The 16,338-nt window shown below is 39.2% G+C and carries 14 protein-coding genes; 1 reads left to right on the top strand and 13 read right to left on the bottom strand.

What is annotated here, in order from left to right; translation table 11 throughout:
- Positions 1-49: 49 nt before the first annotated feature.
- From C8P65_RS06755 to C8P65_RS06730, 6 genes are all read right to left on the bottom strand, one after another.
- Complete coding sequence (locus C8P65_RS06755; RefSeq protein WP_107782153.1) at positions 50-922, bottom strand: DMT family transporter; 873 nt, start codon at positions 920-922, stop codon at positions 50-52.
- Positions 923-926: 4 nt separating this feature from the next.
- A complete protein-coding gene (locus tag C8P65_RS06750; protein ID WP_009392675.1) occupies positions 927-1,295 on the bottom strand; it encodes a diacylglycerol kinase family protein in 369 nt (122 codons plus the stop codon).
- Between the two features lie 4 nt (positions 1,296-1,299).
- Positions 1,300-1,998 (bottom strand): polyprenol monophosphomannose synthase, encoded by a 699-nt coding sequence (locus C8P65_RS06745; protein ID WP_107782152.1) that lies wholly within the window; start codon positions 1,996-1,998, stop codon positions 1,300-1,302.
- Positions 1,999-2,123: 125 nt separating this feature from the next.
- Positions 2,124-3,386, bottom strand: coding sequence for a cysteate-C-fatty acyltransferase (gene capB, locus C8P65_RS06740; RefSeq protein WP_009392668.1), 1,263 nt, complete (start codon positions 3,384-3,386; stop codon positions 2,124-2,126).
- Between the two features lie 17 nt (positions 3,387-3,403).
- A complete protein-coding gene (gene capA / locus C8P65_RS06735; RefSeq protein ID WP_107782151.1) occupies positions 3,404-4,405 on the bottom strand; it encodes a cysteate synthase in 1,002 nt (333 codons plus the stop codon).
- Positions 4,406-4,565: 160 nt separating this feature from the next.
- Positions 4,566-4,862, bottom strand: a complete 297-nt coding sequence (locus tag C8P65_RS06730; protein WP_107782150.1) for a hypothetical protein — start codon at positions 4,860-4,862, stop codon at positions 4,566-4,568.
- Between the two features lie 91 nt (positions 4,863-4,953).
- Between C8P65_RS06730 and C8P65_RS06725 the strand changes: the two genes are divergently transcribed.
- Positions 4,954-5,868: a restriction endonuclease gene (locus tag C8P65_RS06725; RefSeq protein WP_107782149.1), complete on the top strand. Its 915-nt coding sequence runs from the start codon at positions 4,954-4,956 to the stop codon at positions 5,866-5,868.
- Here C8P65_RS06725 and C8P65_RS06720 read toward each other — a convergent pair whose 3' ends face one another.
- The 7 genes from C8P65_RS06720 to C8P65_RS06690 all read right to left on the bottom strand — a co-directional run bounded on the left by C8P65_RS06720 (position 5,869) and on the right by C8P65_RS06690 (position 16,319).
- Positions 5,869-8,298, bottom strand: a complete 2,430-nt coding sequence (locus tag C8P65_RS06720; protein WP_107782148.1) for a YfhO family protein — start codon at positions 8,296-8,298, stop codon at positions 5,869-5,871.
- A gap of 14 nt (positions 8,299-8,312) precedes the next feature.
- Positions 8,313-8,618: a DUF4834 family protein gene (locus C8P65_RS06715; RefSeq protein ID WP_107782147.1), complete on the bottom strand. Its 306-nt coding sequence runs from the start codon at positions 8,616-8,618 to the stop codon at positions 8,313-8,315.
- Between the two features lie 98 nt (positions 8,619-8,716).
- Complete coding sequence (locus C8P65_RS06710) at positions 8,717-9,910, bottom strand: OmpA family protein (RefSeq protein WP_107782146.1); 1,194 nt, start codon at positions 9,908-9,910, stop codon at positions 8,717-8,719.
- Positions 9,911-9,994: 84 nt separating this feature from the next.
- Positions 9,995-10,285 (bottom strand): ribosome hibernation-promoting factor, HPF/YfiA family, encoded by a 291-nt coding sequence (gene hpf / locus C8P65_RS06705; protein ID WP_009392658.1) that lies wholly within the window; start codon positions 10,283-10,285, stop codon positions 9,995-9,997.
- Positions 10,286-10,317: 32 nt separating this feature from the next.
- Positions 10,318-11,250 (bottom strand): tyrosine-type recombinase/integrase, encoded by a 933-nt coding sequence (locus C8P65_RS06700; protein WP_034540492.1) that lies wholly within the window; start codon positions 11,248-11,250, stop codon positions 10,318-10,320.
- Between the two features lie 174 nt (positions 11,251-11,424).
- Positions 11,425-13,491 carry a methionine--tRNA ligase gene (gene metG / locus C8P65_RS06695; protein WP_107782145.1) on the bottom strand — a complete coding sequence of 689 codons (2,067 nt, stop codon included), beginning with the start codon at positions 13,489-13,491 and terminating at the stop codon, positions 11,425-11,427.
- Positions 13,492-13,553: 62 nt separating this feature from the next.
- Complete coding sequence (locus tag C8P65_RS06690) at positions 13,554-16,319, bottom strand: PD-(D/E)XK nuclease family protein (RefSeq protein ID WP_107782213.1); 2,766 nt, start codon at positions 16,317-16,319, stop codon at positions 13,554-13,556.
- Between the last annotated feature and the right edge of the window lie 19 nt (positions 16,320-16,338).

Raw genomic sequence — 16,338 nt, 5'->3', positions numbered from 1 at the left:
AGAGTCGCAAAAATATAAATATTTTTTTAAACAACCAAAAAAATAACAATTATCGTTTTTTCAGTACCTCTATTAGCACCGCCATAATGATGAGCACCACTCCCACCAATAGATTCACCGTTAAAGATTCCTGCCTAAAAACCCAAATACTGATAGCCACTGCCACTATAGGCTCTACTACTCCTACTATGGCAGTAGGGGTCGAACCTATCATCTGTATAGCGTAGATGAGCGTGATGAGCGATAGCAGGGTCGTTACTATCCCAAAACCTACCAATAAGGCTCCCATTTTCACCTCAGGTAGGAGCAAGGTATTGCCAGTAATCGGTATTTTTATCAAGAAGTAAAGAGCCGAAAATAGGGTAGAGTAGAGCGATACTTTTATCCCCGAAGCCGATATTTTCGATTTGTTTACAATAATCATATACAGGGCGTACGACAGGGCTCCTAAAAGCGAAACAAACACCCCCATATAGTTGATAGTAAGGTTATTAACATCTTTTACACTTAACAAGAAAATACCTACTAATACTATCAGAAGAGCTACAATAGTAGGCAGAGTCAGCTTTTCTTTATAGAAGAAAGCCAATGCCAGTGCTACTATAAGCGGATACATAAAAAAGATGGTCGAAGCAATAGCAGGCGAAAGAAGATCGTAGGCTAAGAAAAGAAACTCAGCCGAGAGTGCGTACAACAGTCCTAATACAGCAAAGATAGCTATTTCGCGCGGCGCAATGCGCAAAGGCTCACGCTTGTACAGCAAGTAGCCCGCTATAAAAACAGCCGTGATGATAAACCGGTAAAAGAGAGCGGCATCTACTGAAAATCCCTCCTGCTTGATAGGTATCATAAAGAGCGGAATCATTCCGTAGGTCACAGCCGATATAAGCGCTGCCAAATAACCTTTTACTGTATCTCTCATATTTTTAAAAGAAAAGAGTTAGCACGTAGGGGTAGTAGATGATGCAGAGTACTATGGTAGCAGGAATTACGGCAAAAGCCACGCTTCCTGCCGCTATATCTTTGATAATTCCTATGGTTTTATGGTGTTCAGGGTGTACAAAGTCGCATATTTTCTCTATCGCAGTGTTCAATCCCTCTACCGAGAGCACTATTCCTATGCATAATAGCTGAATGATCCATTCGTTAGTAGTGATTTGAAAATAAAACCCTAAAATCACCCAAGCCAAAGAGGTTAGTATGTGTACTATTACAGGAGGTTCGTTTTTCACTAAGTAGTATACGCCTTGAAATACATATTGTAGGCTTTTGAGTCGGTTTTTTATAAATTCCATCTTTTTATTGCTTTAGTCGCATTCCAATAACGCCAAATATGGCCTCACGGATAATGCTTTTATTCATTTTAGATTTTCCTCTAATTCGGTCTGTGAATATAATAGGTACTTCAGTTATCTTAAATTTCTTCAGATAAGCACGGTATTTCATCTCTATCTGAAAGGCATACCCTACAAATCGTATGCTGCTAAGGTTAATAGCTTCTAGTACTTGTCGTTTATAACATACGAAACCTGCGGTAGGGTCTTTTATTTTCATTCCAGTAATAATTCGTACATAGATAGAGGCCCCGTAAGAGAGCAGTATGCGCGGCAGAGGCCAATTCACTACATTCACGCCTTTCACATACCGCGACCCGATAGCTACATCACTGCCGTTGCTGCAAGCCTCGTATAGGCGCAGTAGGTCATCAGGATTGTGCGAGAAGTCAGCATCCATTTCAAAAATATAGTCATAGTGGTGAGCTAATGCCCATTCAAAGCCGTGTATATAAGCTGTCCCTAAGCCTTTTTTCTCAGTGCGAACCTCCAAAAACAGTCGTGTAGGAAACTCCGTTTGTAGGGCTTTCACCTTAGCCGCCGTCCCGTCAGGCGAGTTGTCATCTACAATAAGGATATGAAACCTTTCATCGCGACTAAATACCGCTCTAATGATGGCTTCTATATTCTCTATTTCATTATATGTAGGAATTATTATTAACAAAATTCAACTTAAAGTTTTTACCACTCCGCATACACAAAAACTTTGCCAAAAGTTTAAATAGCGTATTCTGCTATGACTTTTGGCAAAGTTTTCAGAATTCATAATTCATAATTCATAATTCTTAATTACATATCACCCATTTCTTTGCTTAGTTCAGCATTCATAGCGCGATATACACCCGTTTCAAGTTTCTCACGTATTGCTGAGAAAGCATCTAAGGTGCGCAATATATCTTCTTTGCTGTGCGAAGCCGTAGGGATAATGCGAAGCAGTATCATTCCTTTTGGTATCACTGGGTACACTACTATCGATAAGAAAATACCATAATGCTCGCGTAGGTCATTTACCATAGCCATCGCTTCTGGTATGCTACCGTGTAAGAATACAGGCGTTACACAAGTGTTAGTATTACCAATGTTGAAGCCGCGTTCTTTTAGTCCGTTTTGTAGCATATTCACGTTGTCCCATAGTTTTTGCTGTAGTTCAGGCATAGTTTCCATCATCTCCAAGCGTTTTAGGGCACCTTTTACGTAAATCATCGGTAGCGACTTAGCAAACATTTGCGAGCGTAGGTTGTATTTTAGATAATCTACCACTTTAGCATTTCCTGCTACGAAAGCGCCTATTCCTGCCATCGATTTAGCAAAAGTAGAGAAATACACATCTATTTCGTCTTGTATGCCTTGGTGTACCCCCGTACCTTCACCTCTAGGACCTAAAGTACCAAAACCGTGAGCGTCATCTACCAATAAGCGGAACGGATATTTCTTCTTAAGCGCAACTATTTCTTTTAGCTTGCCTTGCTCGCCTCGCATACCGAAAACACCTTCCGAAATTACCAAGATACCGCCACCAGTAGTTTCTGCCAATTTAGCCGCACGCTCAAGGTTCTTCTCAAAGCTCTCCATATCGTTGTGCTGATAGGTGTAGCGTTTCCCGAAGTGTAGGCGTACCCCGTCAATAATACAAGCGTGCGCATCAACGTCATACACTATCACATCGTTTTTAGTCACTAAAGCATCGATGATAGACACCATTCCTTGGTAACCGAAGTTTAGCAAATAAGCAGCTTCTTTGTGTACGAACTTAGCCAAGCGTTTTTCAAGTTCTTCGTGCATAGTCGTATGCCCGCTCATCATACGTGCCCCCATAGGGTAAGCAGCTCCGTATTCAGCAGCTGCTTCAGCATCTACTTTGCGTACTTCAGGGTGATTAGCAAGCCCTAAATAATCGTTGATACTCCAGTTGAGTATCTCCTTTCCTTGAAATTTCATATGAGGGCCTAATTCTCCTTCCAATTTAGGAAATACGTAATACCCTTCTGCGTGCTCTGACCAGCGTCCTATACTACCTTTATTTGCATAAATATGCTCAAATAAGTCTTTCATTCTTCTTTATTTATATGTTAAATATTAAACGTTTTCTTCATCCACTCATCGCTGTATATCTTGTTCATATAGCGTGAACCGTGGTCGGCAAAAAGCACTACTACTATACTGCTTTCGTCAAATCTTCCCATCTCAGCGTATTGTTTTACAGCTTGCATAGCAGCCCCGCTAGTGTAGCCCATAAAGAGCCCTTCAGTGCGTGCCAATTCTCTGGCAGTTATAGCAGCATCTTTGTCGGTTACCTTTACAAACTCGTCTATTACATCAAAGTCAGTAGCCGTAGGGATAAGATTTTTGCCCATACCCTCTATTTTGTACGGATAAATCTCAGCAGGGTCAAACTCGCGAGTGTCGTGATATTTTTTTATAGCCGACCCGTAGGCATCAACCCCTAGTACTTGTACTTTAGGATTTTGTTCTTTCAGATAACGAGCAATACCCGAAATAGTACCACCCGTACCGCTACATACCACCACGTGAGTAATTTCGCCTTGTGTTTGTTCCCATATCTCACGTCCAGTAGATTGGTAGTGAGCTTCAGGGTTCAACGGATTAAAATACTGATTGATATAAATTGAATTAGGAGTCTCTTGGTGTATGCGTTTAGCCACTTCGTAGTAAGAACGAGGGTCATCAGGGGCTACATTTGCCGGACATAGATGCACTTCAGCACCTAAGGCTTGCAGCATTTCCACCTTATCGTGCGATGACTTATCGCTAATCGCTATAATGCATTTATAGCCGCGCAGGGCACTAATCATCGCTAAGCTATAACCTGTATTGCCAGAGCTGGTTTCTACTATAGTGCTACCTGGTTTCAGCAAACCTTTGCGTTCAGCGTCTTCTATTACGTATTTAGCCACTCTATCTTTAGCCGAGTGCCCTGCATTAAAGGCTTCCAACTTCCCGAAGAAACGCCCTTTCAGTCCTTTAGTAATCTTTTTTAGTTCCAATAGTGGAGTGTTTCCAATCAAATCGAGCAAACTGTCATACACCCCTAATGAGTTATCTATTTTCATTACTTTTTTGTTTTAAGGTGATACTAAATTTAGTAAGAACCTATTCTAACTTTGAAGTCGCAAAGATACGAATAATTTACCAATTAGCAAAATTAGTAAATCAGTAAATCAGAAAAAAAAATCTTTTATACTTTCCCTTTACAAACGATATACACACCCTTTAGGAAGAGCGAAGAATGACCGAACAATCACCGAAGTATAAACATCTAATTACCGTCCCAAACCCAGAAAAATATTCTACCCACAGCTTATCCCTCCCAGCCTTCTCAATCCTCCCAGCTTTCACATTCTTCCCAGCCCTCTCAGCTTTCTCAGCTTTCCCAGCCCTCCCAGCCCTCTCAGCTTTCTCAGCTTTCCAAACTTTCCTAGTCCTCCCAGCCTTCTCAATCCTCCCAGCCCTCCCAGCTTTCACATTCTTCCCAGCCCTCTCAGCTTTCCCAGCCCTCCCAGCCTTCACAGCTCTCCCATTTTATTGCCCCAGCGGCTCCACCTAATTTGCTAATTAGCAAATTATTTGTATCTTTGCCTTTGTATAATATCCATAGGTTATGAATATCCCTGATTTTCAAAAACTAATGCATCCTTTCCTCGAGGTAATCAAGGACGGGCGCGTCTATTCCACCGAGCAAATCGTGGAGATGCTTCGTGTGCATTTTAGTCTTACTATGGATGATATGAAGGTGAAGGTACCCAATGGCAATCAATCTCTTTTTCGCAACCGCATCGATTGGACTTCTAACCACTTATATCGGGCGGGTTTGGTAGCCAGCTTTTTTAAGGGCTACTACCAGATTACCAAGGCTGGCGAACAGGTGCTTACTCAGGTCAGTGTCAAATCTATAGACACTGCCTATCTCCGCAAGTTCGACCAATTTCAGGCGTGGGAAACTATGTTCGATGAGTGTATGGCTCTCCCTGAAAATACTCGTACTGTAGAAGTTGAAATGCAAAACGAGACTCCCGAGGTCATTATAGGCAAAGCTACAGTAGTGCTTTATCAATCATTGAAGTTTGAGTTGTTAAGTGTTATAAAGAGTCGCCCTATTTCTTTTTTCGAGTATTTTATAGTAGAGTTACTCAAGAAAATAGGGTATAAAGGGGTAGATTCTTCTAATTTTGATGTTATAGGGAAGCAAGAAAAAGAAGGAATAGAGGGGGTGATGTATCAAGATGAATTAGGGATTGAGAAGGTATATATGCAAGCTAAGAAGTGGGAAATGCAAGTTACTTCTAAAGACATACGCAATTTTATAGGGGCGTTGAGTTTAAAGGGCACAAATAAAGGGGTTTTTATTACCACTTCTACTTTTTCTCCTGAAGCCAAAGCAGAAGCGGTACAAAACCCCTCTCATAAAATTGTCCTCGTTGATTACGACCGACTAATGCACCTTGCTATTAAGCATAATGTAGCTATACAAACTAAGCGTACTGTCGAAATAAAAGGAATAGATGAAAATTTCTAACTACTGATTAACTTTTTGCTTTCTCAATCCTCTTGCAATCATTATAGCTCCCCCTATAATCACTGCGCCCCAAATAGCTAATAGCACATATCCTACAAGAGCTATTTTGCTGCCTATACTTACTACTTCAGGCTCAAAAGCAAAACGTATCTGGTGGTTACCAGCAGGTACTGATAAGGCTCTCAAAGCATAATCCACCTGATAGATAGGTACTTCCTTGCCATCAATAGTAGCTTTCCAACCGTGTGGGTAGTACATTTCTGAGAAAACAGCCAATCCTGCATTAGAGTTTTTGCTTTCGTACTCTAAAGCATCAGGTTTATAGCTCTTAAGACTTATAATAGCAGTGCTATCTACTGTATATTGCTGTGGAAGGGGAGTTTTAAGGTCTTTAAGGGTTGCTAATGCCTCCTGCTGAGGATTAAAGTCTTCTAAGCGCTGCATCACTTCATTATCACTATTCTCAATGCTAAGTTTACTTACGAACCATGCATTGCCTAATGCCTTATCATTGTGCATAGCTTGTTGTCCTCCCTGCTGATTTCTTAGTATAAGGTATTTTACGTTTAGCATATTCAGCACATTCATATTTCCTTTAGCTATTTGGTAGTCAAAAAGCTCTTGTATACGCCTAGGCTTAGCTGCGTGATATCCTCCTATCGAATGATGAAAATAAGAGGTTCTTGCTCCATTGATACCTATTTCAGGTTCATATACTCTATAATAACTATTATCTTTTAGTATTTGTTGGTCAGAAGGAGTGATTTCAAAAGGATTATTAACCATATAGCGGTCAGCAAAGCTATCTTTATTCACATAACGACGTGCTACACCTCCTAAATCGAAGAAAATAAGTACTAATATAGCTACCTGCATACCCCATTGAGGTATTTTTTTATATTGATATAGCATCAAAGCCAATGCAGTAAGCAGTACTAAGATAATACTTCTTAACACATCTGCACTATATATTGATTTTCTATCTTCTACAATCATTTGTACTACATCATCTCCGTAATACTGTGCATAAAGACTATCTGAGGTGCCAGCAAAGCTGAAGAAACCTTTACCTAATAACAGTAAAACAAGTATCCCTAAAGTGATATATAAAGTGCGAAGTACAGCTTTTTTGCAAACCTCCTCAGTGCTTTGGGTATAATGATAGAGTCCGAGTATTGCTAAAGCAGGAACGCATAACTCTAATAATACTTGTATAGAAGATACAGCTCTAAATTTGTTATACATCGGCACGTAATCAATCATAAAATCAGTGACGAATGAAAGGTTTTTACCCCACGAAAGTACTAAAGCTATGATAGTTCCGGCCAATAACCAAACTTTTAAATGTCCTTTTACGGTGAAAAGAGCCAATACAAAGAAGAAAAATATTACTATTCCTATATAAGCAGGGGCAGCTACTATGGGTTGGTCTCCCCAATAAGTGGGTAGGCTATTTGAAAAGCCAAGTGCTTGTTGCTGTGGAACTCCTTTTTGTACCAAATACTCATAAGTTTTTGAGTTTTCGCCTAATGCTTCGTGGTTTGACCCACCGAAAAGGCGTGGCACTATCAAGTTCATTGATTCTGCTATTCCATAGCTATATTCGGTGATATAATTTTTTGATAATCCCTCAGCCGCTTTTTTTATATTTCCTTCAGTATCTATTGTTAAGGTTGATTTGCTGCGCGTACTCCAGTCTGCGTACTCTTTGGTAGTGAGTAGCAAGGTAGTGTTACAAAGTATACTAATAACTAAAGCTAAAAAAAGTACCCCTATTGACTTGCAAAAATCCTTTATATCCTTCTCTTTGATAGCTTTATAAAGATATATAATTCCAAGCAGCAATACTAAAATAAGTAGATAATAAGTCATCTGAAAGTGGTTTGCTGCTATTTCTAATGAAAGAGCTATAGCGGTAAGCAGTCCTCCCCAAAGGTATTTTCGCTGAAAAACCAATAGTATACCCGCTAATACAGGGGCAAAATAAGCAATAGCATGCGCTTTTGCATTATGTCCCACCCCCAATATAATAATAAGGTAGGTAGAGAGACCAAAAGCAATAGCCCCTAATACAGCGGTTCGCATATCTACTTTTAATACTAATAGTAGAATGTAAAATCCTATAAAATAGAGGAATAAATAATCTGCTGGGCGTGGTAGGAAACGCAAGGTTTGGTCTAATTTCTTTACCAAATCATATGGGTAGTGAGCTCCTAACTGATAGGTAGGCATACCTCCAAAGGCACTATTCGTCCAATACGATTCTTTATTTTCAGTTTCTCTGTAGTCATTGCGTTCCTTAGCCATACCTGAATATTGCACTATGTCACTTTGTAAGATTGCTTTTCCTTGTAACACAGGGTAAAAAAATGCTAAGGATATTAGGGCAAATAACCCTATTACTATAAAATGAGGTATTATCTTTTTCATTTCAAAAATAAAACTTATAACTCTTCGTACTCTATATAATCCCCTACCTGTTTAGTAGCTTGTGGATTTTTTGATGTACTGTTATTATTTATAACAGTCTCTCTAACATTTTGCTTATTACCAGTCCCTTGATATGTATTTTGTTGGTATTGCTGCTGAGCTCTTTGAAATTCTTTCTGCATACGTTCTCCTACCTTATTTAAGAAGAAATGCATAAAGTAAGGGGCTACTATTCTGAAGAGTATTCTAAGCCCTAAGATTATTAGGATTATAATTAAGAGGGTTTGTACGAAACCTGTAAAAGATGCTTCTGCTATCATTGCTGTGTGATTTTTTGCAAAGATACAAAATAAATATGAAACAACAAAAAAAGCTGCCCTTTATAAGGACAGCCTTTTTATTTTTTATAATTCAATCATTATTTTAAGCTGAAAGTAGCTCTACGTGCTATCTGACGAGCTCTAGAAGAACTTTTATCAACTGAAGTATCTTCTCCTTTACCTTCTGTGCTGATACGTGATGCACTAACACCAGCTTTCACTAGGATGTCTTTTACAGCATTAGCACGTTTTTGTGATAAACTACTGTTGTAGTTTGTACCACCTAACTCATCAGCATAACCTGAAATAAGAACATTAGCACCAGAATTTTCTTTCAAATACTTAACAACTATGTCAATAGCCCAAGTAGAAGAAACTTGTGGAACTGAAGAGTTAAAGTCAAAGTAAGCACTGATGTAACCTTTCTTAATAAGATCTGATACTACATCACCGCTGAAATCGCTACTATTTGCAGCAGAACCACCTTTAGCTTGGTAGTTGTTGTTCAAGTAGTTTTCAATTTCATCTGGGATACCATTTCCATTAGCATCATTCATCTTATCTTGTTTGTTAGCTACCTTACCTTTCAAATCAGATACATTATCTTCAAGGGCAGCTATGCGTTTAGCAACATCTTCATTGTCTTTAGCTGAGTTAGTAGCCCAATCAGCATGTTTGTCTTCTTTACCAAGAGCAATATTCAAACCTATAGACGTAGTGAAATGAGCTCCTTGGAAGCCACGACGAGTTGCTCTAGAATTAGTGTCATAAGTAAGGTTTTGTCTTGCATTTAGGTATAATGAAGCATCTAATAGAAGAGCAATTCTGTTAGATAGCCTTACTTGAGGAGTTACACCACCAGTAAGGAAAAGCATTTGGTCTTTTCCAGTGAAGCTATCACTTCTTAGTTGTGAGTAACCACCCCCTGCGTGTACTAATACACCCAAGTCGCTTGTCCAATCTTCAAAACCTAATACACGAGCAAGGTTTGCATAACCTTGTAAGTTAACATTCCAAATTCTAGAGTCAAATTTAGGGGTGTCTTTCTTTTCGCTAAAGCTGTCGTAACCACCGCCTAAACGGATACCAAATTTGTTGTTAAACATATAACGTACACCCAAGTTTGCACCCCATAAGCTAGGTGTGCTTGTAGTGTAGCCACTTGTTAGTGGAGTTATGGGCTTATTTACCCCTCCATTTAAATCTACAGACCATTTATTATAACCGGCTGTTTCCTGTGCTTGAACTCCAATGAAAGCCAATGAAGCCAATACTAAAATACTTTTTTTCATTCCTTATTTAATTAAATAAATTATACAATAAAACGGGGCAAAGATAAGATTATTTTTTGTACCAAAAATAGTTTTAACAAAAGTTTAACGTTTTTCTTTGTGCTTTAAAAGCATTCTTTCTAATGGTGTAATTGCACTATCTATACCCTCTTCAAAGGTTTTAAATTGTTTCTTCACTACCAAACTTTCTCCTGGTATGTGTACTTTTACTTCTACTATTTTGTTTTCTTTTGCAGTTGTATTATCTAATTTTAAATGAACATCTGCCTCTATAATTCGGTCGTAAAAATTATCAAGCTTATCAAGCTTCTTTTGAATAAAATCTACTAATTTTTGGTCAACTGTAAAGTCAACAGGATGTACATGTACTTTCATAATGTTTAATAATTTAAGGTTTAACAATCTAATTATTTTTCTGTTTCTTCCTCATTCTCACTATTATTAGCGCGTGGATGGGCTTTCTTATACTGCCGTTTTAGCTCTACTAGGCTGGTATTCGTATATACTTGTGTAGAGGCTAAGCTAGAGTGTCCTAAAAGCTCTTTCACTGTATTTAGGTCTGCCCCATTGTCTAATAAGTGACTCGCAAATGAGTGTCTTAATATGTGCGGACTTACGTCTTTTTTGCTGGTTACCGCACTAAAGTATGAATTTATAATTCTATATACCAATGTAGGATAGATTTTTTTACCATTTTTTACTAAGAATAAAAAGTCTTCACTCTTTTTGTTAGCTATTTCTTCTCTTAATCTCAGATATTCCTTAAGGGTTGCTTCTAATTCTGGTATTACTGGTATATAGCGTTCTTTATCACCTTTACCGGATATTTTTATTTGCTTTTGCTCTAAATCTAAGTCTTGCAGTTTAAGTCCGGTAAGTTCTGAGCGGCGCATTCCGGTAGCGTATAGAGTTTCTATTATAGCTCTGTCACGCACTTCATCGAATGAACTCTTACTTGAGAAATAAGATAATACTTTTTCTATTTCTGCTTCCGAGAAAGGCAGTTTATTCTTTTTTTCTGTTTTTAGTAAGAATATTCCTCTCTCAAATGGACTCGTTTCTATCTGTTTTGTCTTCTTTAAAAAAGTATAATAGGTTTTTAATGCTGATAATTTCCTGTTTATGCTTCTGAAAGACATTGATTGGTTAGATAGACTGATAATCCATTTCTTGATGTCTTCTTGGTCTGCTCTTTCCAAAGGGCAATCTTCCTCCTCTTTCTCGCATTCACTTTTGATGAATCTTTCAAAAGCTCTAAGATCGTGTTTGTACGCTTCGACCGTGTGGATAGAATATTTCATTTCTATCGACAAATAAATGATAAAGGCATTGATTGACATGGTCTTTAAATTTAGTTGATTAAAAAATGGGTTTATAGAGTTTAAAAAGCTCTCACTTTTTCTCATAGCAAAATAAAGAAAAATAAATGAATTAAACTGTTAATAAAAAGTTAAAGTTTTATCCATTTTTGTTAAAACATCTCCTTACTATAAGTAAATCAGAGAGTTATGCCTTTATTTTACTTCCGCTCCGTTAGCTATTTCTCCGCCATCAGGAGCTATAAAGCGATATTTGCCTTCAGCATTTTCTACCATTAGTATCATTCCTTGGCTTTCAACACCGCGCAACTTACGTGGTGCAAGGTTAGCCAATACGGTTACTCGCTTGCCTATAATCTCTTCAGGATTAAAGCTTTGTGCTATTCCTGATACTATGGTGCGTTGGTCTATGCCGGTATCTACTTTTAGAATGAGTAGCTTATCTGCCTTAGGCATCTTTTCAGCTGATAAAATAGTGCCAATACGAATATCCATTTTAGCAAAATCATCGTAACTGATAAGTTCTTTTTGTGGAGCCACTGTTACTTCGGCAGCTGCTTGGGCTTCTTGTTGGTTAGCTTGCTTGGTCTTTTCTAATCTTTCTAACTGTTTAGCAATTGCAGCGTCTTCTATTTTTTCAAATAATAGGGTTGCCACACCTATCTTATGTCCTGTAGGTAGCAATGCCGTAGGATTTTGTTTTACTTGCTCCCAAGCGGTAGTGCCGAGTTGTAATATGTTTTTTAGCTTTTCTGAGGTAAACGGCAAGAAAGGTTCGCTAGTGATAGCCAAAGCAGTCGCTACTTGTAGAGCTACGTACATTACGGTTTTCACGCGTTCGGCATCGGTCTTAATGAGTTTCCAAGGCTCTTCATCGGCAAGATATTTATTGCCGAGTCGTGCGATGTTCATCAGCTCTTGTTGTGCCTCTCTAAAACGATAGCGCTCTAATGATTGCTCTATTTTTTTGGTGAGCTCACTAAGCTGTTGTAGCGTTTCGCTGTCTGTTGCATTCAGCACTCCTGCGGCAGGCACCTTGCCTTCGTAGTATTTTTGTGTTAGTACGGCTACCCTGTTGATAAAGTTGCCAAAGATAGCCACTAATTCATTGTTATTACGTGCTTGGAAATCCTTCCAAGTGAAGTCGTTATCTTTAGTTTCTGGGGCATTAGCTGTTAGAGCATAGCGCAAAACATCTTGTTGGTTAGGAAAGTCTTGCAGGTATTCGTGTAGCCATACAGCCCAGTTTTTAGAGGTTGATAGCTTGTTGCCCTCTAAGTTTAAAAACTCATTAGCAGGCACGTTGGTAGGCAGTATATAGCTGCCTTCAGCCTTTAGCATAGCAGGGAAAATGATACAGTGGAATACTATGTTGTCTTTCCCTATAAAATGCACTAATTCAGTATCTTTATCTTGCCAAAAAGGTCGCCAGTCTTTGCCCTCGCGCTCTGCCCATTCTTTGGTAGATGATATATAGCCGATAGGGGCATCAAACCAAACGTATAGTACCTTGCCTTCAGCCCCCTCTACTGGTACGGGGATTCCCCAATCGAGGTCGCGGGTAACAGCACGTGGTTTAAGCTCATCGTCTAACCAACTTTTTACTTGTCCGTATACATTGGGCTTCCAGTCGTTTTTATGACCTTCTAATATCCATTTTTCTAAAAACTCTTGGTATCTGTTTAGAGGCAAAAACCAGTGTTTGGTAGCTTTGAGGGTAGGTTTGCTGCCGGTGATAGATGATTTTGGGTCTATTAGGTCGGTAGCGTTTAGCGAACTACCACAGCGCTCGCATTGGTCGCCATAGGCTTCAGGGTTGCCACATTTGGGGCAAGTGCCTATTACGAAGCGGTCTGCTAAAAACTGATGCGCCTCTTCATCGTATAATTGCTCTGATATTTCTTCTATAAAATCACCTTGCTCATATAACTTTCTGAAGAAATCAGAGGCAGTTTGATGGTGAATAGGCAGTGAAGTGCGCGAATAATTATCGAATGAGATACCAAAATCAGCAAATGATTGCTTGATAATAGCGTGATATTTATCAATGATAGCCTGAGGGGTAGTGTGCTCTTTCTTAGCTTTGATAGAGATGGCAACCCCGTGCTCATCACTTCCGCAAATAAAGGCTACTTCATTGTTTTTCAATCGTTGATAACGTGCAAAAATATCAGCAGGCACATATACGCCCGCCAAATGCCCTATATGAATAGGTCCGTTAGTATACGGCAAAGCTGCCGTAATGGTATATCGTTTTGACATTTTTTATTAGTTCTTCTTAATGAAATGCAAAGTTACGAATTAATTATTAAATAGCAAGTCTATTAATTAGTCTTTTCTTTAAAAGGGGTATGCTCGTCAAATATTTCTAAAAGTAGCTTTTCAGTATAGTCTTTGTAAAGGGTAAGTGTATCTGAGTCTATACTTCTATTTTCTTGTTTGTCTATATAGGTATGAAAAGGCTGTAAGCCTAATTGCATTCGTTTGAATGAAAAGTTAGCTACGGTCATTGTTTTTTCTTGATATTTAGGGTCTTGCTGTGCTAGCATATAAGCATAGGTAAGCAGCTGAAAGGCTTTCCCGTACTTGATGTCTTGGGTCAGGTTTTCCCACTCTTTTAGCCGTACATCGGTACGCTCTACCACGCCTGTTTTGTAGTCTATAACGTAATACTCATCATCGCGCAGGTCTACACGGTCAATAATTCCTTTGAAATAGACAGGGAAAGGTAGTTTATCGCTACAGAAAGGTACTTTTGTTATCTTTTCTTCTAAAAGAAGTACTTTTATTTGGCAGTTATTCTTTATTTCTGATAGCTCAAACGACAAAAAGCTGCGTATATACTTCTCTATAACATTAAAAATCAGCCAGTTTTTACCACTCTTGAAGTCTGTATTCTTGTATTCTTTCTCAAAACGGACTTCTATAGCGTGTTTTAGCTTATTTTGCATCTCTTTAATGTCCTCTTCTGTCAGTATTTTATTTTTACTTCTCGGTATTTCGTACAAATCTTCTAAGGTGCCATGCACTATCTCGCCAAAAGTGCGCGCTTCTACTGTTTCTTCCACCTCTCTTTCTTCGCGTATTTGCAGCACATATTGCTCGTAGAAAGTCAGCGGATTGCGTATGTAGGTAGTTAGGGCTGAAGGCGAAAGTCCTTTTTCTGCCATCTCTTTGAGTCGTGTCATCACTTCAGGAGTTTTCTCAATGCTTAAAGGTGACTGTGTAGTAGCATATACCTCGGGGGCTTTGATTTGGTGGGTGACCTTATGGGTGGGGACTTTCTCTGTTAGCAATTGCAGTATAAATCTGCTTTTCTCCCTGCTTTTTAGGCTGTTCATCTCGGTATCGTAAAACAGATACGCCTTTTTGGTACGTTGCAAGATGTGGTAGAAGTTATGGCTGTACACAGCATCGCGCTCTCTGTAAGTAGGTAGATTTAACTCGCACTTCACATCGTAGGGTATTAGCGAATTGTCGCTTTTTCCTAAGGGTAAAACGCCCTCATTTACCGAGGTGATAATCACATTTTCAAAATCTAAACTTCTGCTTTCTAGTACCCCCATTACTTGCAGTCCTTCTAAAGGTTCACCGCGAAAGTTGAGGGTGCTTTTTTGCAGTACATCTAAGTAGAAGTGGTACAGCGTTTTCACCGAATCAATATGCCCATAACGTTTCTGTAGCAGGCTTAACTGATTGAAAAGTTCGTAGAAACGATAGGCGTACTCTTGTATGAGTACGTGCTGAGCGTTTTCGGGGTCAAGAGTGCTTTTAAGCTGGTAAATCAGCTTTATAGCATTGTCTATTAGGGTAGTGATAAAGGCTTTGTCTTTTCCTTTAGGGAATAATAAGTTTAGTATCTCTTGTTGGTCTTTTGGCGTATTTTCAAGTAGCTTTTCGCGCGATAGGTAGGTAAGATTATTGTCTTTGATGTAGGTGGCAATGGTCGTTACTGCCTCTGCTGAAAGTAGGCTGTGCAAAAATGGTTGACTCAGTAGGTTGAGAACATCTTTGTAATAGAAACTTTTGGAGAGGTGCAAGCGGAAATACGTTGTAAAAAGGTCGTTTAGGGGCGTTTGCTGTAGGGGGTAACCCATAGTGATATTAACAGCGGTGCCGGTTTGTACCGATTGTAGCATCGGTATTAGCAAATTTTCATCGGCTATGATAAGAGCTGTCTTCTCTAACTCGGCCGAGGGGAGCTCTTTTAGCAGAGTTGCCACACTATGCGCCTGATTTACGTTTTTGGGTACGCCTGTCAGGTGAAACTCTTTTTCCTCTTCGTAATGACTGCCTATAAATTTGGGCGTATGGTTGAGGGTGTTGTAATACCGCCAATTTTTAAGGTATTTGCGGAGGAAGTAACCCGCCTCGTGTGTCTCATTTTTAAAGAAATACGTGTCGCCGTCCCAATAGATTTCGCCTCCTATATCTATCAAAATAGATTGTATAACTTTCTGTTCAGCCTCCGATAGCGCGTTAAACCCTACAAAAATATGTATGGTATCCGTATGAGTTTGCAGGTACTGAGGTAGTTTTTCTACTGCTTTTTTGGCTATATAACCCCCATAGCCCTTGCCGAGCTCTTCAAGGCGTTTGTTTAGAGCAAAATAATAGTCGCCTAATCTGCGCCAGAAAGCCAAATACTTCTCTTGCATTTCGGTACGCTCGTCCATACCCGACCAGTGCTCTACTTCTTTGAGGGCGTGAATGTAAGGGAATATCTTCTCGGGGTTTACTAAGTATTGGTCTATCTCGCTAAAATCTTTCAGAGCGGTTTGCCCCCAAGAAAGGAACTCCTCAAAAGTGTCGGGCGTGTCTTTATGCTGCTCTTGATGCACTTTTGTATAACAATCATAAAACTCAAAGAGCAGGGGTAAGGTACTGATAGGTTGTACCCCCGAAATGCGCGTGAAAAGGTCGGCTATCCCTATAAATTCGGGTGCAATAGTAGCGTGCTTTACCTGTTCGGCAAAGTGTTTTTTTAGAAAGAGGGCAGGGCGTTTACCTGTAGTTACAAATACGAGGCGGTCTATCTTATTAGGATAGTTTTCTAAAACATCAGCAATAACTTCTTTTAAATACGGCATATCAATTAACAATTAACGT

This window comes from Capnocytophaga leadbetteri, assembly GCF_003054025.1.
GTDB lineage: Bacteria > Bacteroidota > Bacteroidia > Flavobacteriales > Flavobacteriaceae > Capnocytophaga > Capnocytophaga leadbetteri.
This window is presented reverse-complemented; position numbering and strand designations above follow the sequence as displayed.